Genomic DNA, 23144 nt, shown 5'->3' on the forward strand with positions numbered 1-23144 from the left:
TAATTTCATTAAAAATGATTTTGTATTCACGCGATATCATTAAGTGGAGAAATAAATGAGCCAAGATGCTGCTCTTGATGGGCATATATTAAATATTGTGCAAACAGAGAGAATTGCGGAACAAATTGATTTACAAAACAGTTTAAAGGAACGAGGTTATACTATTCCTCAGGCAACTCTATCTCGAAGATTGAAAAAATTAAAAATCGCGAAAATAGGAGGTACTTATCAAGTAGTAGATTTCAATATCCCTAACCTCCCTTTGGTATTGAACATGCAAGTATCTGATTATGGCCTTATCGTACTGCATACACATCCTGGCAATGCGAATAGTCTGGCTTTCTTTATTGATAGAAAATTCGTATCATATTCATCACAAATAGCCCAGAGCTCAGGTATATTAGGTACAATTGCTGGTGATGATACCGTGCTTCTTATTGTAAAAAGCAAGGAACAACTACACCATGTAATTCACCTATTGCAGGATGAATTTCCTTACCTCAAAATGTAATTCGATTATTTCAATAATTGCAGCCTGGGTTTCGCGCGATCGCACCCCAGACTACAATTATATTTATAAGTTATTACATCCTCGTTATAATATGGCGTTAACTCTGTGGGGTACCATTTTATGACCATCTCAGCAAAAGATTTAGAAAAAATTTCCCAACTAGCTTATCTGGATACAGAGCATTCGCCAAAATTAATTGAAGATATTAATGCAATCATGAATTTTGTCGATCAACTGCGCTATGTTAATACCCAAGAAGTGGAGCCGCTTTTTCATCCACTTGCCTTAAGTCAACGATTAAGGCCTGATACGATTACTGAAGTAAATTGTCTGGTTGAATTAGAGTCCCTTGCACCACAATTTGAACAGGATCTTTATCTAGTACCCCAAGTTATAGACCAGAGCAAATAATCATGGAAAATTTATCATTAAAACAATTATCTCAGGCTTTACATCATCGCAAACTCTCTAGTGTTGAATTAACGCAACACTACCTAAAGCAAATTCAAAGAAATTCCGATTTAAATGCTTTTATCAGTTTAGATGAAGAACATGCTCTTCTTGAAGCCCAAAAAGCAGATCATCAATTAAAAAATGGGGATGATAGAATCCTAACTGGCATTCCTATGGCTCTGAAAGATTTATTTTGTACCAAGCGTATGCCCACTACTTGTGCATCGAAAATGCTTGAACATTTCCAGTCACCCTATGAGGCAACTTTAGCCAGTAAGCTACTTGAACAAGGATCGATTCTGATAGGTAAAACAAATATGGACGAATTTGCCATGGGCTCGTCCAATGAAAGCAGTTACTTTGGCGCGGTAAAAAATCCATGGAATAAAGAACGGGTTCCTGGCGGTTCTTCTGGTGGTTCAGCTGCAGCCGTCGCGGCCGGTTTGATCCCTTTCGCTATAGGCTCTGACACTGGAGGTTCGATACGCCAACCTGCTGCCCTCTGTGGAATTAGTGGAATTAAACCCACTTATGGGCTTATTTCTCGCTATGGAATGATTGCTTATGCATCCAGTCTGGATCAGGCAGGACCTTTGGCAAGAAGTGCTGAGGACCTTGCATTGGTGCTTCAAGCTATAGCAGGCTTTGATCCCAAAGACTCTACATCATCTGATACAACAATACCTGATTATTATGCTGAACTCAATAAACCTATATCGAGATTAAAAATTGGCCTACCTTCGTGTTTTTTTCAACCCCAGGTAGAGCAAGAAATACAAGATGCAATTCTTGAAGCAGTAAAAGTTTTTGAAAGCATGGGCGCTGAAATTATTCATTTTAATTTAGAACTCCAACCTCTATGGGTACCCTGTTACTATGTAGTTGCATGCGCTGAAGCTTCATCAAATTTATCACGTTATGATGGCTTGCGTTTTGGTTATCGCAGTGCCAATGCATCAACATTAACCGATCTCATCCGCAATACTCGCAATGAGGGCTTTGGTATCGAAGTGAAACGTCGAATTCTTACTGGAACTCATGTACTTTCATCAGGTTATTTTGATGCCTACTATTTGCAGGCACAAAAAATTCGTCGACTTATTCAGGAAGAGCTCATCACAAAATTGAATTTTGTTGACGTTATTCTGGGGCCAACATCTCCTGCGTGTGCATTTAAACTTGGTGAAAAAATTACTGATCCAATTCAGAATTATTTGACTGACGTATTTACCGTAGCTGCTAATCTTGCTGGGCTTCCCGCAATTTCCATACCTGCAGGCTTTGCTCAAGAATTGCCAATAGGCTTGCAACTCATGGGCAAACATTTTGGTGAAAGCCACTTACTCCAGATAGCCCATCATTATCAACAACAGACCAACTGGCATTTGGCCAGTCCAAACCAATAAAGGTGAATTATGGAATGGGATACAGTCATTGGCCTTGAAGTACATATTCAATTAAAAACAAAATCAAAACTTTTTTCTGGCGCAGCTACTGCTTTTGGCTCTGCCCCCAATTCTCAAACCTGCTTTATCGATGCAGGATTTCCTGGGGTTTTGCCGGTATTAAATCAAGAGGCAGTCATTATGGCGATTCAGTTTGGCTTAGCTATCCAAGCTGACATTAATGATCAATCTTTCTTTGAGCGTAAAAATTATTTTTATCCAGATTTACCCAAGGGCTACCAAATCAGCCAATTTCAAAAGCCAATAGTTGGCAATGGTAAATTAACAATTGCTTTACATGACGGCAGTGAAAAAGAGGTGTTGATTGTACGTGCACATTTGGAAGAAGACGCAGGTAAATCATTACATGGAGTTCATTCAGGCTACAGTGGTATCGATCTTAATCGAGCAGGCACACCCTTATTGGAAATAGTAACTGCCCCGTGCTTGTTTTCCAGTCATGAAGCAGTAAGCTATCTCAAAAAACTGCATCAACTAGTTCAGTTTTTAGGCATTTGCGATGGGAACATGCAAGAAGGAAATTTCCGCTGTGATGTCAATCTATCCTTAAAACCTAAAGGCTCTTCTGTTTTAGGAACACGAACTGAATTGAAAAACTTGAATTCATTCCGTTTTATTGAAAAAGCCATCGCTTATGAACAAGCACGACATCAGGATATACTTGAAGGGGGACAACAAGTAATTCAAGAAACTCGTCTTTACAATCCTGACACGCATACAACACATGCCATGCGTAGCAAAGAGAATGAGAACGATTACCGATATTTCCCAGATCCCGATTTACTACCGATACAAATTCCTCGATTCCTCATTGCTGAAGTAAAGAATAATTTACCTGATTTACCCGATAAAATTCATGATGAATTAAAGAATATGCCCTCTCTAAATGAAGAGGATATCAATTTTATTCTTTCTTCGCCGGCAGCCCATCATTTTTTTAAATCAGTTAAAGTGCAATCCCGTGCTCCAGAAAAGATGATTATTAATTGGTTAAAGGGCCTGTATGCTGCTGCTTTAAATGAAGAGAACTTAACCTTTGATTCCCCTCGTATATCCGCAGAATTAATAGCAAATCTACTAGATAAACTGCATGATCGGGTTATTTCTTTGAACAATGCGCGAGCTATTTTTACCTTATTATGGGCTGGCGAAACAGATATTGAAGCAATTATCGAACGTGAGGGATATCAGCAGGTAGATGATCCTGCTACTTGGGAGGAATTGATTATAAAATTAATTCAGCAGTATCCGGAACAAGCAGCGGATTACAGAGCAGGAAAAGATAAATTATTAGCATTCTTTGTCGGGCAAATTATGAAACAAACTAAAGGGAAGGCAAATCCTGAGCAAATCAATGCCCTACTGAAAAAACATTTGGCAGGGACTAATCAATTTTGAATAAAAAGAGATTTTAATTCATACCAGAAACTCGAGGTAACTGTTCACTAATAGTGTCAGCTTAAGAAATAAACCCAGTGTAACTCATTGTAACCAGGTTGCTTGCGGTCAGGTGCGGATTGCATGCAACCGGACTACGCAAGCTTAAATTCATCATAAAACCCTTTAGGAGTTAAAAAATGCTTCCTTTCATAAGCTTAATCAAGCAAGTTTTATCAAGAATATAACAAATCACTGGCATCTTGTTTGGCGAATGCCTGTTTTTTTATTTCCTGGTATTGCTCATAACTGTTATCTACTCCACGATAGAAATTTTCCACAATCCTATGTACTTTATCACCAAAGACCCCTGAGGTTTTAAGCCCATGCAAATCAGAGTGAGTTGAAAATACAAGAAACCTGGAGTGTCCTTTCGTTTTCCAAGCTTCATCAATATCCAAAAGCCGTTGCAAACTGAGCATGCGGCTTGTACCGAAATAACTACCACCTTTGGTGATTATTGTTTGAGCAGTAAAACTCATCGTTACTTTATTATGAGCAGTATTAATAATATCGTGTAAATTACTTTCAAAATTTAAACTTTTAACTTGAAGTTCAAGTTCTTTTTCTAAGGCCTTGCAATAGCTTATCTTCTCCTGATTTCGTGATTTATGAAAAAATTTTACAGAAAATCGATCTTGCTCTTTTTCTATTGTTTCTCTATATGTTTGTATCAAGAAAATTGCTTCTTGCAGCCGCACTTTCTTTACCGCAATCGCCTCTTCAATTTTTTTGTCACTTTTCTTAGAAGGCTCTTTTGAATTGACAACGCTCAGATGGTGGTCTTCTATTTTTCTTTGCCGGACTTCACTGCGTGCTTTACTAGCTTGCTGTAGAAAAAATTCTGCTTGTTCCTTTTTTTTCCGAATGAATTGCTCAGTCTCATCAATAGCACGCATAGCATCTTGATGTATTACCGAGGCATCATTAATCCCTTCTTTAATTCGTTGTATTTCTTGCTCCTCACCGGTAATAAATTCGATTAATTCTTGCAGTTTCTGAACATCTGAAGGTATTAATAGAACACTAGCTTTTTCTGTGACAATACCTTCAATAGCTTTTATTTTCTGAAACCGTGTCTTTAAGTCCTTTAAGTTTGTTGCTTGACTCATAATCAATTCGAAGTTTATTATTTGCTGCTCAAGCTTGACTTGCTCCTTCTTTATTACTTCTGCAATAGGAGTTCCTTCGCATTCCGCCATGATTCCATCCATAATTCGCTTTCTTTCAACAAAATTACTTCTAAAGGTTGAGATGGATTTCTCACAAAAAAACCGATCGAAGTTAAGATCAAACGCAGCAAGTGATTCTAGTGAATAATTTGAAAACAACTTATGGTAATCGATTTTTATTAATCTCAAGTTTTCTTCATTTACATTGATATCAGCGTTTGCCAACTCTACTAGAGACTGAGCCTTGAGGATTAGTTGTTGATTTCGAATAGCTTCTAACTCTTTTTTAAATGCACCCAGTCGCTCGACAACGTTCTTAACCAGAGTAGAGTTTTCTGTAATGTCTTGAATGGATTCATATTCATGACTTGTTTTTTGCTGCCTTGAATAAAATTGATTCAGAGAATATTTCTTACGAATAGTTGTTGTATCGATATCACCTTCCGCTGAGAGCAAAGCGAAAATCAAGGCGTTTAGGAAATCCAAATATTCTTTACTGTATTTTGAGGCATCAAACTTGAGAGATGTGAATAACTCAATTTTTCTTTTATTGGACTCAATGAATTTTTTGAAGTTTTCATTAAACCCTATTTCAGCAAATTCATTAACTTGCTTTAGTAGAGTTTGCTCAGAGAAGATTTTTCCTGGCTTAGTATAAATAGCCCAAAGTTGCTGATTTTTCATATCAAAGACTTACGCATTAAAATAACAAGATGACCACATTATAATCGATTTAGGCAATAAATTATACATAACACCAGTAGAATGGTTATAATGTATGCATTGGGTTCAAATTAAATCATATCCTAGGAATAATTACTTTTGTTATTTAGCTTTGTAAATTAACTGAAATCCAGAACTTGGAAATGAGTTTTTTTTACAGTCGACTGCAAGTACAAATTTAAAATTGTTGTAATTTAAAGAAAAAGAAACAAATCAATAGATAGATGGTTTTGGAAAAAAAATAAAAAGAGTCAGTCGATAAGCCGGGTTCTGTCATGGACAATCATTCATCTGGGACATGCGTCACCACATGCCTCAAGCGACCTACCCGAATCCCGTGCGGGTCACACGTAATGACTTTTCAGCCAAATGGATTCCTATTTGATCTTGCTCCGAGTGGGGTTTTCCCTGCCACGTCTGTTACCAGACGCGCGGTGCGCTCTTACCGCACCATTTCACCCTTACCTCTAAGAGGCGGTATATTTTCTGTGGCACTTTCCGTAGGTTCACACCTCCCAGGCGTTACCTGGCACTCTACCCTTTGGAGCCCGGACTTTCCTCCCTCTGTAAACAAAGAGCGATTGCCTGACCAACTCTGTTATCAATAGTAGCAGAGTGCCTAGCTAAAGGCCACTATATTGGGAAATTTATATATGAAAAAACCAGCGAGGTCTTTCTAATCAATTAGAAATCACGAGTTCCAATAAATTCGTCATCAAAATAACGCTTTAATTTAGTACGCAAAGTACCACGGCTTACACCAAGAACACGTGCAGCTTTTGATTGGTTGTAACGAGTTAACTCCATAACAGTACGAAATAACGGCGCTTCAACTTCTTCAACAATTAATTGGTATAAATTTAAGTTAGAATCTTTATTGCTAACACTGGTTAAATAGCCCTTAACAGCATGAATTACTTGATGTGAAAGTGCTTCGCTGCTTTGCACCATTGTTTCTGTGCTCATTTAAGTCTCCTAGTACAAATTAATTAAATAAAATTATGCCCAGTACATGCACTCACCGAACACTATGGCCTATATAGTACCAAACATCTCAAAGAGTGTAAATATTGTTTTAATGATATTCATTTCTTAAGGAAATATTAAGTCAAAAAAATTTTACCATTTTACAAGTTAAATGGACAAGGCGAATTTATTATTTAATTAATGTATTGCGGTTATTTTTTATTAAGTATAGGAAAATAATAAGAAAATTTGCATAATTTTTACTCGATTGTTCAAAGAATTACGAAATTTTATTTATTTTTAAATTATTTTTAATAAACTGCTCATAATTGAGTTAATTAACGATAAAGATGACTAGAAAACATACCAGTGATTTACATTGCCATCTTAATGGAAGCTTGAGTTTGTCGTTTCTGGAAAAAACAGCAAAAATAAATAACTGTATTGAAATATATGAAGAATTAATTCGAGTACGTACAAAATATCTCCAAAAAACAACACAACAACCAGAAAGTGGTTATTCCAAAGAGTTAATTGCGATTATTTGGAAACAGTTTAGCTTGGTGCACAAGATTATTCAGAATCTAATTGATATATCTGATGGCGTAGTCGATGTAGTAGAAAGTTCAAAAGCTAAGTACCTTGAAATCAGAACAACGCCAAAAGAAATGGCAAATGAAACGCGTGATAAATATATAGACTCATTTGTATTCGGTCTAATCCAAGCAAATCAACAAATAACGGACAAGAAAGCTGTTGGATTATTGAGCCTGGACAGAACACTGCACCATCTAGAAGATGCGAATTACTTTATCAATCGCATATTAACAAGTCCAGATAAGGTTTTAGTCGGTTTGGATATTTCGGGAAACCCTGTAGCCAACAGAACTCTCGCAGGAAATGAGCTAGCAAAGGTAATTCAACTCGCTTTAAATAAAGGCGTGGCTGTTGCGATTCATGCTGGCGAATCCAACACTCCTCAGGAACGGCAAGATACTGATGCAGTCTTAACAGCATTAGAAGAATGGAAATCACAACACCCCTATAAGAACAAAAATCCATTGCATGGCAAAGTGCGGTTGGGTCATTGTATTTATCTAACCCCGCAACAAAAAGATCGCATTAACAAACTTGGCATTCCTATAGAGGTATGTCCCAGCTGCCACAGCAAATTGAATTGGCATCTTGAAACAGAGCCTCACCCCATTACGACAATTTATCAGGATCTCAGCGATCCCGTCGTCTTAGGTACAGATGATGAATTAATTTTCGGTGCTTCAGCCAAAGCTGAATTAAATAAATTTTTAGGCTTTTTTTCAAATAAGCAGCAATTAAGCAGAAAACAAATTAAAGAGCATCAATCAAGCTTCCGTTTTTCTTTGTAATATAAGTAATTTTTATTCGTGACTACCCGGAATGCTTAAAACTAAGGAATCCCGGGTTGCGCTTCGCTTCATCCAGGGTACATAGCTCCTAATCCACAGTGAAACTTTCCCCACATCCACATTGACCTGTTTGGTTAGGGTTATTGAAAACAAATTTATAATTTAATCCCTGCTTTACATAATCAACACTCATATTTTTCAGAAAAGGATAACTGGACTTATCAATACATGCGCTATAGTTTTCATTCAAAGCAAGAACCAAATCGCCTTCATCAGGAGCTCGTACATAATCAACGATATAAGATAAACCGGAGCAACCTGTTTTCTTTACCGATAAACGAATGCCAGTATATTCAGAATTTTTTTGCAAATAAGACACCAAGTGCTTTACTGCAGCTTCAGTAAAACTGATTTCGGGCGCGGTCCTTTCAACATGATGCATTATTACACTCATTATTACCTCTCGATTCGATTTGTCTTCTTCATTAAAAGCAATGCTTCTTTATAAACATCAATAATCCTTAATGCTATAGGATATTGAGCAACAGGAATATCTAATTCTTTAATGACTAGCTGATAATCAATTTTTGGTACGGCACCTATAGGCTGCCTTTCAAGCTGCCTGCATAACCATTCCAGACTAGCAATAACATAAGGGTTACCATTGGTTTTAAAACAGGATCGAACAATTGTACCCTCTGAATTACACTGCATATAGAGTTCAATCGCTCCCTGACCTTTTTGGTTGTTTTTAACAACTACAGCAAATTGATCATTTAAATTGATAACCCCTACATGCCTGGGTGAAAAAAAACAGTCCTGTACAATTCTATTATACATCATGATGGTGATATTTCATGCAATCGCGTTATTTGTGTACAAATAACTTTAATCGCGTATTCAACTTCATCTTCCTTAGTAAAACGCCCTAGAGATAATCTAATGCTACTTTGTGCCAAATCATCACTTAATCCTAAAGCCCTCAATACATAAGAAGGTTGGATACTGGCAGAACTACAAGCTGAAGTTGTAGATACAGCTAACTCATTCAATGCTAACAGCAAAGAATCCCCATCTAAACCGGTAAAACTTATATTAAGGTTGCCCGCAACTCGCTTTTGTTCATCTCCATTGAGCTGGATGCCAGGCAAATGTTTAATACCATTCCATAAACGCTGACGATAGCTTAAAAGACGGGCTTGCTCCTCTTCTCGTAAACTCTCAGCTAATGCAAATGCTTCTCCCATACCTACAATTTGGTGCGTGGCCAAAGTTCCTGAACGTAAACCACCCTCATGTCCACCACCAAAACTTTGTGGCTGGAGACGAATCCGTGGTTTGTGCCGGACATAAAGCGCACCTACACCTTTTGGGCCATAATTTTTATGTGCTGATAGCGCCATTAAATCCACAGAAAGATGCTCAAGGTCAATAGGAATTTTTCCAGCACTTTGTGCTGCATCAACATGAAAAAGAATTCCTTTATGACGTAATAGAGCACCAATAGACTCAATGTCTTGTACTACACCGATTTCATTATTCACATGCATTATGGACACCAAAATGGTATCTGGTTTCAACGCTTGAGCAAGTTTTTCGAGGTCAAGCAATCCATTGGATTCAGGATCTATATAGGTTACTTCGAATCCATCTTTTTCTAAACGGTCAAAACTATCGAGTACAGCCTTATGTTCCGTACTCATCGTAATCAAATGCTTTCCTTTATTCTTATAAAAATGGGCTGCGCCGATTATCGCCAAATTATTCGACTCTGTAGCCCCAGAAGTAAATACGATATCTTGAATGGAAGCATGGACTGAATCTGCCACCTGTAAACGCGCATGCTCAACAGCAAGAGCTGCAACGCGACCATATTCATGGCTTACTGAAGAAGGATTACCATAGTCCCCATCTGGACCTAAATAATGGATCATGCGCTCTACTACACGCGGATCAGTTGGTGTTGTTGCCATATAATCAAAATAGATAGGTATTTTAATTATTTCGTTCACTCCCGCCCCTTTTTACTTGCCCATTCCAGCGATTTTTGTACTTGACTCAACATCCCTCTTAACAGATTAACTTCCATTTTCTCCAAATTCACCCGATTAAATAACCGACGCACACGCTGCATTAAACGTCTTGGATTTGACGCTTTTAAAAATTGAATCTCAATAAATACTTCTCTCAAATGCTCATAAAATTGCTCAATTTCATTAGCAGCAGCATATTCATCCTGACGTAACGCCACCTCAGCCTGAGGCGCTAATAGCTTCATGCGCAATTCATAAGCAATAATCTGTACCGCCTGTGCCAGATTAAGTGAAGCATATTCAGGATTACTTGGAATATGAATATGATAATGACATTTTAGCAGTTCTTCGTTAGTCAGGCCTGCGTGCTCCCTCCCAAAAACAATTGCAACTTGGGTGTTTTCTGATTGTTGGCTTACCAAGTCCGCGCATGATGCGGGAAGCAAGCCTGGTAAAGAAAGTCCTCTAGGTCTTGCGCTGGTGCCCAAAACAAGTTGGCAGCCAGACAAAGCTTCATCTAATGTTTCAGTAACTACAGCTCTTTCTAAAAGATCATCGGCACCTGCAGCCATTTCTTTTGCTTTATAGTCCGGAAAAGATTTAGGTTTTACCAAATACAGTGAGTTTAACCCCATAGTTTTCATCGCTCTAGCTGTTGAGCCGATATTACCTGGGTGAGATGTTGCTACTAGAATAATACGGATTGAGCTTAACTTCATAATAACTTTTATTAATGCATTGAAATGACTACATCATATCATTAAACACCCTTTTTGACGATTTTTGCTTTTTTCATATTTAACTCTATTTGCACAAAAAAAATATGATAGAATCATCGGTTTTGTAGATTAAAGAGTATATTCATGGAACCACTTTTAAATATAGCAATTAACGCAGCACGACAAGCCGGTGAAATTATAATTCGACATATGGAGCAAGTGGATCGTCTCAAAATTACCGCTAAAAATAACCATGAATATTTTAGCGAAGTAGACATCAAGGCCGAACAAGCCATTATTCATACGATTCATAAAGCATATCCGGAACATGGGATCCTCGCAGAAGAAAGTGGTGTCCAAGAGGGAGATGGCGAATCCATCTGGATTATTGATCCATTAGATGGAACATCCAATTACTTGCATGGATTTCCTTTCTTTTCAGTCTCTATAGCGGTAAAAGTCAAAGGAAGGATCGAACATGGAGTTATTTATGACCCGTTGCGACATGAATGTTTTGCTGCAAGCCGAGGACGCGGAGCTCGATTAAATGATCGAAGAATACGCGTTTCCAAGCAAACTCAACTTGTAGCTTCACTTTTAGGAACTGGTTTCCCATCACGCGACATCAACGTAGCACAAAGATATTTACCAACTTTTGAAGCATTATTTGGTAAATGTGCCGGGGTCAGAAGAACTGGATCTGCGGCACTTGATTTGGCTTATGTAGCCAGTGGTCGTCTGGATGGATTTTGGGAGTTCGGCTTACGTCCATGGGATATAGCAGCAGGTTCCTTATTAATTCGCGAAGCAGGTGGATTAATTAGCGATTTACAAGGCGGCGATGATTTTCTCAAACACGGGGACATTGTTGCTGGAACACCTAAAGTGTTTAAATCATTATTACAAACTATTTCTCCTGTTTTGAATAAGTAAGATCATAGCAGGGTGCGGCAGAACCACGTTGATTCTGCTGCTTCACCCAGTGCTACAAATCATCAACTACCATTTTATTTAAATCCCTGCTTTACTCCAAAACTTAAAGGAAGTTCATCTGCCAAGGCAGTCCCAAGATTCTTGCTCACTCGATCGAAAAGATTTTGTTTATGGGTATAATCAATCACATCAGGAACCTTAATTACTTCACGAGATAACTGTCCGCTGCTCGCAAAACCATCAATTAATCCTATTTTCAAGGCTTGCTCACCCGTCCAAAAAAGCCCAGAGAAGGTATCATCATCAATGTGTAAACGGCTTCCCCGCCCCTCTTTAACTCTATTGATAAATTGTTGATGAACCTGATCAAGCATTACTTGTAGTTTTTGCTTTGCAAAATCAGTTTCGGGAGAAAAAGGATCTAAAAATGACTTATTTACACCCGATGTTTGTAATCTTCTTGTAACACCAACCTTATTGATGAGATCAACAAAACCAAAACCATTATACAAAACACCTATAGAACCAACCATACTTGCCGGGCTAGCATAAATAGTATCTGTAGCGACAGCAACATAATAAGCTGCAGAAGCACATGCATCCACACACACCGAATAAATTTTTATATCCGGATATTTTTTCTGATAAAACTTGATCATGTTATACATGTATTCAGCCTGAACTGGACTACCACCAGGGCTATTGATACGAATAATTACCGCTTTTAACCCAGAGTTTTTATAAGCAGCATCCAACCCCTTGGCAAAATCATCTGCATTAGCTTTAGTTTCGGACATCTCACCTGTAATATCTACTATACCTACGTGTGCCTTGATATTAGTTCCTATATCTTCATTGGTACCCTTTGACACGTAATAAACGATATAAGCAATGATAAGCAAATAAATAACACGCATAAACCATTTCCATCTGCGCTTCCTTTTTGCCTCTTTCATGTAATCAATAATGATTTGATTTAGCAAGGCTTGAGAATCTGAAGTAGGATTAGAAGTATGGTCATTTGTCATAATCAATCACTTGAAATAATTAAATTAGCCCACATTTTACGGTAGATGCAAGAAAATTAATACCCATTAACCATTAGAAGGTTATAACATCATGAGAATGGATAAACTAACATCAAAATTTCAAATAGCTCTAGCAGATGCTCAATCTCTCGCTTTAGGAAGAGATAACGGCTTTATCGAACCCGAACACTTAATGAAGGCGCTTCTTGATCAACAAGGAGGCACTTGCAGGCCTCTGCTCAGTAAAGCTGGTGTTAATATCCCTCTTTTAAGAACCCTTTTAGATCAGGCACTAGATAAACTTCCTAAAGTTGCTGGAATAGGAGGTGATATCCATATTTCAAACGGATTAAATCGACTATTAAATCTTACTGATAAACTGGCTCAACAAAAGAAAGATAATTTTATTTCCAGCGAGCTTTTTGTTTTAGCAGCAATAAGTGAGGAAGGTAGTCTTTCGCGCATACTCAAACAGGCGGGCGGTGAAGCTAAAGCAATAGAAAACGCAATTAATGAGTTGCGCGGTGGAGAAACGGTTAATGACCCTAATGCCGAGGAACAACGTCAAGCTCTTGAGAAATATACTCTTGACCTCACCGACCGTGCAGAGCAAGGAAAATTAGACCCCGTAATTGGACGCGATGATGAAATTCGCAGAACCATTCAAGTATTGCAACGGCGTACAAAAAATAATCCTGTTTTAATTGGGGAGCCTGGCGTCGGTAAAACTGCAATTGTTGAAGGACTGGCACAACGTATTATTAATGGTGAGGTTCCTGAAGGTCTAAAAAATAAACGCTTGCTTTCATTGGATATGGGGGCATTGATTGCTGGAGCCAAATTTCGCGGCGAATTCGAAGAGCGACTAAAAGCGGTTCTTAACGACCTTGCAAAACAAGAGGGTCAAATTATTCTCTTTATAGATGAGCTCCATACTATGGTTGGTGCTGGAAAGGCAGAAGGAGCAATGGATGCAGGAAACATGCTGAAACCCGCTTTAGCGCGCGGTGAACTCCATTGCATCGGTGCAACCACTCTTGATGAGTACCGACAATACATCGAAAAAGATGCTGCTTTGGAGCGACGCTTCCAGAAAGTTCTGGTTGATGAGCCTAATGTTGAAGATACAATTGCTATTCTTCGTGGTTTAAAAGAGCGTTATGAAGTACATCATGGCGTTGAAATAACTGACCCAGCTATAGTTGCAGCGGCTACTTTATCGCACCGATACATTTCGGACAGGCAGCTTCCCGATAAGGCGATTGATTTAATCGATGAAGCAGGAAGTCTGATTCGCATGGAAATTGATTCTAAACCTGAAAGCATGGATAAGTTGGAGCGACGATTGATTCAATTAAAAATCGAACGTGAGGCACTCAAAAAAGAACACGATGACGCATCTAAAAAACGACTTGAAGACTTACAACATACAATTGACGAGCTAGAACATAACTACTCTGATTTGGAAGAGATTTGGAAATCAGAAAAAGCAATGATGCAGGGAGCAACTCAAATTAAAGAAGCCCTTGAACAAGCAAAGCTTGAAATGGAAACCGCACGCCGAGCTGGGGATTTAAGTAGAATGTCTGAATTACAATATGGACGTATTCCAGAACTTGAAAAACGTTTGGCACAAGTGGCTGAAGCAGAATCACATGAAAACAAATTAGTCCGTAATAAAGTGACAGAAGATGAGGTGGCAGAAGTTGTTTCCAAATGGACAGGTATACCTGTGGCTAAGATGATGGAAGGTGAAAAAGAAAAATTACTAAGGATGGAAGAAGTGCTGCATCATCGCCTCATAGGTCAAAATGAAGCAATAGATGCGGTATCCAATGCCATTCGTCGCTCACGTGCCGGATTATCCGATCCGAATCGTCCTATTGGATCATTCTTATTCCTTGGTCCTACTGGAGTGGGTAAAACGGAATTATGTAAGGCTCTGGCTTTATTTCTTTTTGATACCGAAGATGCGATGGTGCGCATCGACATGTCCGAATTTATGGAAAAGCATTCTGTTGCTCGTCTGATTGGTGCACCACCTGGATATGTTGGTTATGAGGAAGGAGGCTATTTAACGGAGGCAGTTCGACGTAGGCCTTATTCAGTTATTTTACTTGATGAAGTAGAAAAAGCGCATACTGATGTGTTCAATATACTCTTGCAAGTGATGGATGATGGACGCTTGACTGATGGCCAAGGACGTACCGTTGACTTTCGTAATACCATTATTGTCATGACCTCAAACCTGGGCTCCAATCTGATTCAGGAAATGGGAAATAAATTTAAATACGAACAAATTAAGGATGCAGTGATGGAAATGGTACGCCAGCACTTCCGCCCTGAGTTCATTAACCGCATTGATGATACCGTAGTTTTCCATTCTCTTGCTAAAGATCAAATTGCGAAAATCGCTGCAATTCAAATTGGTTATTTGCAAAAACGTCTGAAACAACAAGATATCCATCTTGATGTAACTCAGGAAGCATTATCGCACTTAGCAGAAGCAGGATTCGATCCAGTATATGGAGCAAGGCCTTTGAAGCGGACCATTCAACAACAATTGGAAAATCCTCTAGCTCAGGATATATTGACCGGGAAATTCAAGTCAGGTGATACCATTAAAGTTACTTACAAAGACGGTGGGATGACGTTCTCAAAGCACTAATAGAAATGGAAAACGGATGCCGGTTGATGGTTTTGCAACTAATTTAGTATCGAGCTTGGCGGTGAAAGCCGCCATGCACTTATTAAGCATGCACCTAAAAGCTATATACAATTATGGGCGCCTCAGTAAAATTCGATTTTAAACTATACTTACTTCTATCACTTATCATATTTAAGAATGTATAATGGCAAAGTATTTTTTTGCACTGGGACCATCTAAATCTTCGGGAGATAAAGAAGCTGAGGAAGAAGAGGAGTATCCTTTAGAAAACGAGGATGAATACTATATTAGTTCAAATAACCAACATGAATCTTTGGACCCTCTTCTCGCTGCAGAATATGCAGTTTTTTCAGGAAACTTACTACGCCATATTTTAGGCTCTGAACATCCTGAATACCATCTTTTAAGAAATAAAAACAGTACAAAATATTATCGAGCAGCTAAACTCTTAGAAAACTACAATGATTGGCAGGAGGTAGTTACAGTATTATCCAATGGATCTATAAATTTCCAACACAAAGCTGAGGATGAGCCTAAAAACATCCTGGATGTTAATATCGTCGGTTTAATCGACTTATTTGTTGCATGTCACTTTTTAGGAGAAACAGATTGGGAAGGCGGAAATTTTGGCTTTATTAAAATTAATGATGCTTTTTTCGCAATCCGTCTGGATCCTGGTTGTAGTTTTAATTCATTTATTATCGAAAATAATATTAATTTAGAAAAATATATTGATAATTTTATTATCAATTATCTTACAAAAGAAATCACAGGTAATTCAGAGGATGATAAGTATTTAACTGAAATTTTAGATCACGAAAATAAGAAATTTAAAAGTTTTGTTGCTCAAAAATTATTCTCAGATAGAGAAAGAATAATATCAACAATGAGAAAAGTAGCTGAACTGTCAGAGAACGATTTACATGCAATAAAAATGAAATCATTTTCAATATCTCATTTCCCTATAGCAGATAAATTGATAGCAAAATTACTTTCTCGAAGAGATTTATATATAAGATTTATTAATCATCTTGAAAAAGATGTTCATCAAGAAGAAACCGAAAAAGAAGAGTATGATGAATCAAATTCTGTAGGCCAAAAAAGAAAACGTAAAAAAACAATAGGCTTTTTTAATCAAAGTAGTCTTGAAAGTCCACATCAAAGCCAATTAGGTTGTGATAACAATAGTCAAGATAATGATAAAAACGTAAAGGACAAGCGTGCACGTATCGACTCAAGCACACGTAGCCCTTCACAACATTAGAATAATAATTCATCTATATATTTCACACGACTTAATCGCTCTACTAACCGCTTTTTTACCTCAGGCCATTCTTCAGCAATAATGCTAAACAAGGCCGTATCAGTAACTCGGCCATTGTGATGAATCATATGTTGACGCAGAACACCTTCTTTTATTGCACCTAATTTTTTTAACGTATTGTAGTTTTTGACATTACGTGGGTCTGTTGCGATTTGTATGCGATTGATATTCCAGTTCTCAAATGCATTTTGAAACAATAGCAGTAAAGACTCGTGATTAAAGTGCTTACCCCATACTGATGGAGTTAGCCAGCCATAACCAACCTCTAGCTTTTTATGCTGCAGATCTATTTCATAATAAGCTCGGCTTCCAATTAATTCATTATCCTTTAACCTTCTTATTACATAGGTAAGTTGAATGCATTGGAGCTGCTTCATCAAACAACTCTGAAACCAAGTGTCATAAAACTTGCCATTTGCCTTATTTGGCATATAAGTCCAAATTCGCGTATCATTCGCTGGATGACGCAAACTCTCATAATGACCTAAAGTAAGAGGTTCCATTTGTATGCTTTGACCTATGAGGCTCTCAGACCCTAGTATACTGACTTTTGTTTTACTTTTAGGCATAATATTTGTGTCAGACATTATTGCTTTCTCAAATCTAAAAACATGATCAATAAATTATTTCATCGAATAAAACAACTATTCCAACTACCAGCAGATAAAATTATTTCTAATGCTTATCGGATTATCTCTGTTGAGGACAGTTATCGAAATAGTTCAAAGGTTTATGTTACAGTTCAAGCTACCGGAAAAGCAGTAACCTTTGATAAGTCAGTAAGCGAACTGTATCAAAAAAAATGGCTAGATAATTTTTCGCCTCAAGATGTAGCGTATATTGCAGCGTTATATTCCGCAGAACAAACCAATAACCTGGATTTAATTACAAGATTCCCCAAACATACACCCGCAAACAAATCCAGTGTCATTAGCGTAGGAATATTGTTTACAACGTTTTTAATCTTATCGAATTTAGCTGCCTTTAAAATAGCAGCTTTTGGTTCCATTAATTTTGCTGCAGGTTTAGTTTTTTTCCCTCTAACCTATGTTTTTGATGATATTCTGACCGAAGTATATGGATTTAAAATAAGCAGACGGATCATTTGGATGGCATTGCTTGCAAATACTATTATTTTTTTTGGCACCTGGCTCACCATTTATCTGACCCCCTCGCCCTACTGGTCTCATCAAGAAGCTTATGCAACAGTTTACCAAGGAACATTAAGGGTTTTTGTAGCCTCCGTCATTAGTTACTTTTTTGGTGAATTTGCCAATTCAATCATTTTAGCTAAACTCAAAGTGCTGACATCAGGGAAGCGACTTTGGCTGCGGGCAATTACAAGCACAATGATCGGTGTTGGTATCGATACACTACTTTTTACTCATATTGCCTTTTTGTTCATAATTCCCTACGCAGGTATTTGGCAAATTATTGGAACGATGTATTTATTCAAAGTACTATATGAAATATGTGCATTGCCCATTACCTATCATGTTTCAAATTATTTAAAACGAAAAGATAATGTTGATCATTATGATGTGAAAACCAATTTTAATCCGTTTTCATTAGCGCTTTAATTATGGGTACAGCAATAAATAATCTATCTGAAAATGGAAAAATTACTATTCATTCGAGTTATTTATGATATTTGACTTTAACTTACTTCATGATCATTATACTGACTAATGGGATTGACCCACGGTTAATTAATGTTTGGAGTTTAACTACAGATGCTGACACATTGATCTTTCCGTTATCCATGTTACTTTCTGATTTGATTACCGAGGTGTATTGTTATAAATATACACAGTGTACGATTTGGTGTGGGTTCATATTTCAGTTACCTGATTGCTTAATCGTTCACTTTTTATTTTATTGCCAAAACCAAAATTAAAACCCCGGAGTGATATACGGGAGGAAGATTTCTTCTTGCTACATTTTTTGCTTCAAGCCTCACAGTATAATTTTTACAGCAATTGCATTTTATAAAACACTACCTGACTCGATGTTCATTACCATGATATTCACCATGTGGTTCATTATGGTGTTTATTAAGTTATGTGGATTGCCACTTTCCATAAATTGGGTCAATAAATTAAAAACAAGGGAACAAATCGATATTTATGAGCAAGAAATATGTTTCAAATAAAGCAAGTAGAAATTATAAATTGTAACCTGGGGTTTACTGCTCACCCAGGCCACTTTTTTAAATTAAATCGTAAGTAGTACTTCGCGCTCTTCTTTTTTCGGTGCTACTTGCAAAGTAAGTTCTTTCTCTGCCCTTGCAATCGCAGTATGCATTCTCTCTTTCCCCTCAAAAAAGTCACAATCCAAGTCAACTCCAGGTTCTGTTTCAAGGAACTGTTTTAGAAATTTCACACCGTCTAACATATCTATTTTAGTCAACTCATCCAAAGATGATTCCAAACCTAATGCCTGTTGAATGGTAAATAATAAATCAGTATCCAGTGTCTTTGAATTTTGTAATAACAAGACATAAGCACCAAAAAGTATATAGCTGCAGGTATAATCATAACACTCTTTCATTCTTGTTAGAAAAGTACTGTGATCTATTGAGTCAAGATTACCTTGAATTATCTGAGCATAAAATGTTCTATAAATTATATTCCTTGATGTTTCTGATTGAACATATTTAATGAGACTTGTATTAATTGCCATCTCATCTAAGCATCTAAAAACATTGAAATTCTTATAATCTTTTGCTACTCCCTTACACCATGTCTCTATGTCTTTTTCAAGCTCTTGACGTTCATTGTCGATTTGTGTCACTAGAGATTGAACAAAAGCAATCGCTTTGAATCGATGTAATATCGCTTCGCCACGCTTTCTTTGCTCTTCAATAATATCCTGAAGATACTGTTTGAAATGTTCATCCTTAACAAAATGGGGGTACTTCATGAATCGAGGAACTTTCTCTTTATCTTCAAGCAACATGTTATCACGAAAAACTTCTAGTGATTTTACAATAGTTACAACATCGAGAATCTTTAGATCATCCTCTTTATATCTTTTTCTGACAACTTCTATTTCTTTAAATTGCAAAGCTCTTCTTATGGCTTGGAATAACTTACAAGTGGTCACATCACATTTACCAAAGTAAGTCCAAGATGCATATGCATTATAATCATCATATTCTTTAATCAAACGAAAATAGCGATGAATTAATGCACCTAATAAAAACAATGTACCTTGTTTGGTTTTTTCTTTATCCTCTTTGGGAATTTGCCGCAGTTCATTTATTAGTAAATTAAACACGTCAATCTGTGTATCTCTACCGGATTTACATTTTATTACATCATTTGTTCTCGCGATTAATACCTCAAGACTAGACTGTTGTATTACAGAGGACCCTTCACTGACCTGACTATCCACTACTCTATATCTTCCTAATAAAGTGGAGTATTTTGCTTCCAAGTTAATCGTATTGATTCTAAATTTTGCAAATACTGGCGGGATAAAAGTCATACATCCTCCTTAATACATACTCATTCCTAGCGAACTCATAACGCCTTTATAAAGTCCATATAAGGATGAAGAGTTCTTATTAAACGAAAAATTTTTTGTCTCATGAATGTCCTTTTGAATTGTTGCTCCTAATCGATTGTTTAGATCCTCATATGCTTTTTCTTCGCATCTTTCATATACAAAAGTGCAATAGTAACTGAACTCACTCAAGCATGAATTAAAAAAATCCTTGTCCATGTCTTCAAGAGATTGAATACCTAAATGACTACGAAATAAATCAATTAAACTTTGATTAAGATAATTACTTACTGAGGAATCATATTGAAACCACTTGACCAAATATATTCCAATAATAACCTTTCTTCTAAATTCATTGAAATCATCTAGAGTTAACATAGGATTTCTTTTAACGACTTTAACATATTGGATTAATTCATATGTCTCATCTAAACTATGAGCCACCATACTTATTGCGGTCGCATCATTCATGGCTGCATGTTTCGAAATGAACAGGGAAAAAAAACTTAAACATCCCACATGTCGTCCATAAGTTCGCGCTAAACACGTCGCTAGTCGTTTTGCTTTTTGCTGAAATTCGGCAAACAACATTGTCATTGCGCCCCTCCTGCAAATATTAACCTGCAATAACTGCAACGCGTCATTGTCCAAAAAATTAAACGCCTTCATTTTTTATAGCAACCTATAAAAAATATTGCAACTATTAATTTAACTAATTGAACATAAAAAGAATTAAAAGTCTTTTTTATAATTTTTTATGTCCAATACGTTCGAGGATAACTCAGTGATAAAGATATGATGAGCTAAGGAATTTAGCATGAACGTGCACAAGCAGAACCAAGAAAATATATGAAAAGAAGCCTGGGTTATGCTTGCATCTCCCAGACTATAAAACTATCTTGAAAAGCGTTCATCTATAGAATTAATTAATTTTTGATGAATTCCATTAAAACCTCGATTACTCATGACCAAAACAGCATCTCCCTCTTGTACTGCCTCAGTCACCTCTCTAATGATTTCATCGTGGTTTTTACAAATCCTATAGGGACAAGTCCAGTTGTTTACCGTTTCATGCAAATCAAAATCATTTGGCTCCAAGACATATGCACCATGAACTGACGCCAAAGCATGTGCCATTTCATCAACATGAACCCCAGTTCGCATAGTATACGAAGCAAATTCCAACACTGCAAAAATACGTCGATGTCTGTTACTTCGTTTTAAAGCATCGACTGTGCGCATAATGGCCGTAGGATGGTGTGCAAAATCATCATATAGTGTTATACCATATTTATTGGATCGAACCTCTAAACGACGCTTTACTGGTGTAAAACGCTCTAAAGCTTCGGCTGCTACTATTGGATTTACTCCGACATTTATACTGGCAACAAGAGCAGCCAAACCATTTTCCACATTAAAACGGCCAATTAAAGGCCACCTTACTTCAGCTACTTCCTCTCCGTGATGCAAGACTTTAAATGCTGAGCCATTCTCTTCAATCAATTGAGCCGTCCATTGTGCATCTCCATCCAGCCCTAGCTCTTCAACTCGCGAATATTGACCACGAGCAATAACCTCATTAAGTGCTTTGTCATCTCGAGGCTTAATTGCAACACCACTCGCAGGGATAGTTCTCATCAGATAATGAAACTGCAATTGTATTGATGCTAAATCAGGATAGATATCTGCATGATCAAATTCCAGATTGTTTAAGATAGCAATTCGTGGACGATAATGCATGAATTTTGGACGCTTATCAAAAAAAGCACTATCATATTCATCTGCTTCAATTACAAACCATTCACCTGAGCCAAGACAAGAGCTTGTCTGAAAATCAGATGAGACACCTCCAATTAAAAATCCAGGATTAAGTCCTGCTTGATGTAAAATCCAGGCAACCATTGAAGTAGTTGTTGTTTTTCCGTGAGTACCAGAAACAGCAATCACTTGATATCTAGATAAAATATTTTCAGCAAGCCATTGTGGTCCAGACGTATAAGGTGTTCCTGATTCAATTACAGCCTCAAGTACAGGCATACCTCTTTTAATGGCATTGCCCACAATAACCAGATCTGCTTGTAATGCTAAAGTAGTATCATCATAACCTTCAACCCAGGTTATTCCTTTTGCTGCGAGCAAGTCACTTACTGGTGGGTAACAGTTCGCATCACTTCCAGTAACCTTATGTCCTGCATCACGCGCCAACAAAGCTAAAGCACTCATAAAAGTTCCGCTTATACCTAAAATGTGTAAATGCATGATAATCCTAATCTGATTGTAATAAAGAAATAGTTAAAATATTAACCGCTATTAAACCAAATGCAGCCAATACAGATTGAATCGCTGTGATGTTTAATGCGAACTTGTATATATGGGCTGTAATAACAAACTGCCAAACAGATAATCCCAAACTCAAAAATAAATAAAGAATGCCTATAAATAAAAATAAAGGACTCCTTAGATTAACCAAAGAAAGATAAGGTGCAATAATCAATAGGGGTATAACTAATATATGGATGATAATGTTGATACAGTACAGCGAAGTGACTGTCTGCACAAGTCTTGCAGGCAAGCCTTTAAAAAACAAAGCGAGATAAGTATAAACGATATAAGAGATAATTAAGCATACTGAGATGTATAGATTATTTATCAAATCCTCGGATGAGTTGAAGTATGAATAATCCCATTCAATCGTCATAAGTATAACCAATAAAAAAGCACTCAAAATCATTCGAGTAATAGAGTAAGGTGTATTTTCTGGACTTTCTTTTAATAAGCAAATATCCCAGTAACGATCAAATATTAGATGTAACATTTAA

Annotated in this window: 22 protein-coding genes and 1 other RNA gene; 10 read left to right on the forward strand and 13 right to left on the reverse strand. The window is 37.1% G+C overall.

Translation table 11 applies throughout. The features are described from left to right. Window positions 1–55 precede the first annotated feature (55 nt). The 4 genes from Lpar_RS14210 to gatB all read left to right on the forward strand — a co-directional run bounded on the left by Lpar_RS14210 (window position 56) and on the right by gatB (window position 3828). Entirely contained in the window at window positions 56–511 is a 456-nt protein-coding gene (locus Lpar_RS14210; protein WP_058518545.1) for an arginine repressor, read from the forward strand. Window positions 512–631: 120 nt separating this feature from the next. After that, the gene (gatC, locus tag Lpar_RS14215) at window positions 632–922 is read left to right on the forward strand and encodes an Asp-tRNA(Asn)/Glu-tRNA(Gln) amidotransferase subunit GatC (RefSeq protein ID WP_058518546.1); all 291 of its coding nucleotides are present in this window, start codon (window positions 632–634) and stop codon (window positions 920–922) included. 2 nt (window positions 923–924) lie between these two features. Further along, the gene (gene gatA, locus Lpar_RS14220) at window positions 925–2370 is read left to right on the forward strand and encodes an Asp-tRNA(Asn)/Glu-tRNA(Gln) amidotransferase subunit GatA (protein ID WP_058518547.1); all 1446 of its coding nucleotides are present in this window, start codon (window positions 925–927) and stop codon (window positions 2368–2370) included. 9 nt (window positions 2371–2379) lie between these two features. Beyond that, the gene (gene gatB, locus Lpar_RS14225; protein WP_058518548.1) at window positions 2380–3828 is read left to right on the forward strand and encodes an Asp-tRNA(Asn)/Glu-tRNA(Gln) amidotransferase subunit GatB; all 1449 of its coding nucleotides are present in this window, start codon (window positions 2380–2382) and stop codon (window positions 3826–3828) included. 215 nt (window positions 3829–4043) lie between these two features. On the opposite strand, the gene Lpar_RS14230 is transcribed toward gatB, so the two are convergent. The 3 genes from Lpar_RS14230 to Lpar_RS14235 all read right to left on the reverse strand — a co-directional run bounded on the left by Lpar_RS14230 (window position 4044) and on the right by Lpar_RS14235 (window position 6728). Continuing rightward, complete coding sequence (locus Lpar_RS14230) at window positions 4044–5723, reverse strand: hypothetical protein (protein WP_058518549.1); 1680 nt, start codon at window positions 5721–5723, stop codon at window positions 4044–4046. A 282-nt stretch (window positions 5724–6005) separates the two neighbouring features. Next, window positions 6006–6359, reverse strand: an RNA gene (gene rnpB, locus Lpar_RS18275) — RNase P RNA component class A. Between the two features lie 87 nt (window positions 6360–6446). Further along, a complete protein-coding gene (locus Lpar_RS14235; RefSeq protein ID WP_031566118.1) occupies window positions 6447–6728 on the reverse strand; it encodes a helix-turn-helix domain-containing protein in 282 nt (93 codons plus the stop codon). A gap of 350 nt (window positions 6729–7078) precedes the next feature. On the opposite strand from Lpar_RS14235, the gene Lpar_RS14240 reads away from it, so the two are divergent. Further along, the gene (locus Lpar_RS14240) at window positions 7079–8113 is read left to right on the forward strand and encodes an amidohydrolase family protein (protein ID WP_058518550.1); all 1035 of its coding nucleotides are present in this window, start codon (window positions 7079–7081) and stop codon (window positions 8111–8113) included. 88 nt (window positions 8114–8201) lie between these two features. Here Lpar_RS14240 and Lpar_RS14245 read toward each other — a convergent pair whose 3' ends face one another. Genes Lpar_RS14245 through trmJ form a run of 4 tightly spaced genes read right to left on the reverse strand, consistent with a single transcriptional unit; the run spans window position 8202 to window position 10865 of the window. Next, window positions 8202–8567, reverse strand: coding sequence for a HesB/IscA family protein (locus tag Lpar_RS14245; RefSeq protein WP_058518551.1), 366 nt, complete (start codon window positions 8565–8567; stop codon window positions 8202–8204). A 2-nt stretch (window positions 8568–8569) separates the two neighbouring features. Next, window positions 8570–8956 (reverse strand): iron-sulfur cluster assembly scaffold protein, encoded by a 387-nt coding sequence (locus Lpar_RS14250; protein ID WP_172465765.1) that lies wholly within the window; start codon window positions 8954–8956, stop codon window positions 8570–8572. Further along, the gene (locus tag Lpar_RS14255) at window positions 8953–10125 is read right to left on the reverse strand and encodes an IscS subfamily cysteine desulfurase (RefSeq protein ID WP_082650394.1); all 1173 of its coding nucleotides are present in this window, start codon (window positions 10123–10125) and stop codon (window positions 8953–8955) included. Before Lpar_RS14255 ends, Lpar_RS14250 begins: the two co-directional genes overlap by 4 nt. Beyond that, window positions 10122–10865, reverse strand: a complete 744-nt coding sequence (trmJ, locus tag Lpar_RS14260) for a tRNA (cytosine(32)/uridine(32)-2'-O)-methyltransferase TrmJ (RefSeq protein WP_058518552.1) — start codon at window positions 10863–10865, stop codon at window positions 10122–10124. Before trmJ ends, Lpar_RS14255 begins: the two co-directional genes overlap by 4 nt. A 144-nt stretch (window positions 10866–11009) precedes the next feature. Between trmJ and Lpar_RS14265 the strand changes: the two genes are divergently transcribed. After that, on the forward strand, window positions 11010–11798 hold the full coding sequence (locus Lpar_RS14265; protein ID WP_058518553.1) for an inositol monophosphatase family protein: 789 nt from the start codon (window positions 11010–11012) through the stop codon (window positions 11796–11798). Between the two features lie 74 nt (window positions 11799–11872). Here the strand turns inward: Lpar_RS14265 and Lpar_RS14270 are convergent, their stop codons facing one another. After that, window positions 11873–12826, reverse strand: coding sequence for a S49 family peptidase (locus tag Lpar_RS14270; protein WP_058518554.1), 954 nt, complete (start codon window positions 12824–12826; stop codon window positions 11873–11875). A gap of 91 nt (window positions 12827–12917) precedes the next feature. On the opposite strand from Lpar_RS14270, the gene clpB reads away from it, so the two are divergent. Then, entirely contained in the window at window positions 12918–15494 is a 2577-nt protein-coding gene (gene clpB / locus Lpar_RS14275) for an ATP-dependent chaperone ClpB (protein ID WP_058518555.1), read from the forward strand. 184 nt (window positions 15495–15678) lie between these two features. Beyond that, the gene (locus tag Lpar_RS14280) at window positions 15679–16758 is read left to right on the forward strand and encodes a hypothetical protein (RefSeq protein WP_058518556.1); all 1080 of its coding nucleotides are present in this window, start codon (window positions 15679–15681) and stop codon (window positions 16756–16758) included. Here Lpar_RS14280 and Lpar_RS14285 read toward each other — a convergent pair. Then, on the reverse strand, window positions 16755–17405 hold the full coding sequence (locus tag Lpar_RS14285; RefSeq protein ID WP_058518557.1) for a GNAT family N-acetyltransferase: 651 nt from the start codon (window positions 17403–17405) through the stop codon (window positions 16755–16757). The two genes, Lpar_RS14280 and Lpar_RS14285, sit on opposite strands and share 4 nt — an antisense overlap. A 24-nt stretch (window positions 17406–17429) precedes the next feature. Between Lpar_RS14285 and Lpar_RS14290 the strand changes: the two genes are divergently transcribed. Then, window positions 17430–18398 (forward strand): queuosine precursor transporter, encoded by a 969-nt coding sequence (locus tag Lpar_RS14290; protein WP_058518558.1) that lies wholly within the window; start codon window positions 17430–17432, stop codon window positions 18396–18398. Between the two features lie 89 nt (window positions 18399–18487). Then, on the forward strand, window positions 18488–18715 hold the full coding sequence (locus Lpar_RS19570) for a VUT family protein (RefSeq protein WP_272947098.1): 228 nt from the start codon (window positions 18488–18490) through the stop codon (window positions 18713–18715). Window positions 18716–19032: 317 nt separating this feature from the next. Here Lpar_RS19570 and Lpar_RS14295 read toward each other — a convergent pair whose 3' ends face one another. From Lpar_RS14295 to Lpar_RS14310, 4 genes are all read right to left on the reverse strand, one after another. Further along, complete coding sequence (locus tag Lpar_RS14295) at window positions 19033–20307, reverse strand: hypothetical protein (RefSeq protein WP_058518559.1); 1275 nt, start codon at window positions 20305–20307, stop codon at window positions 19033–19035. A 9-nt stretch (window positions 20308–20316) separates the two neighbouring features. Then, window positions 20317–20922, reverse strand: a complete 606-nt coding sequence (locus Lpar_RS14300) for a hypothetical protein (protein WP_058518560.1) — start codon at window positions 20920–20922, stop codon at window positions 20317–20319. Between the two features lie 297 nt (window positions 20923–21219). After that, complete coding sequence (gene mpl, locus Lpar_RS14305; RefSeq protein WP_058518561.1) at window positions 21220–22584, reverse strand: UDP-N-acetylmuramate:L-alanyl-gamma-D-glutamyl-meso-diaminopimelate ligase; 1365 nt, start codon at window positions 22582–22584, stop codon at window positions 21220–21222. A gap of 7 nt (window positions 22585–22591) precedes the next feature. Continuing rightward, window positions 22592–23140 carry a hypothetical protein gene (locus Lpar_RS14310; protein WP_058518562.1) on the reverse strand — a complete coding sequence of 183 codons (549 nt, stop codon included), beginning with the start codon at window positions 23138–23140 and terminating at the stop codon, window positions 22592–22594. Window positions 23141–23144: the final 4 nt, after the last annotated feature.

It is taken from the genome of Legionella parisiensis (assembly GCF_001467945.1).
GTDB lineage: Bacteria > Pseudomonadota > Gammaproteobacteria > Legionellales > Legionellaceae > Legionella > Legionella parisiensis.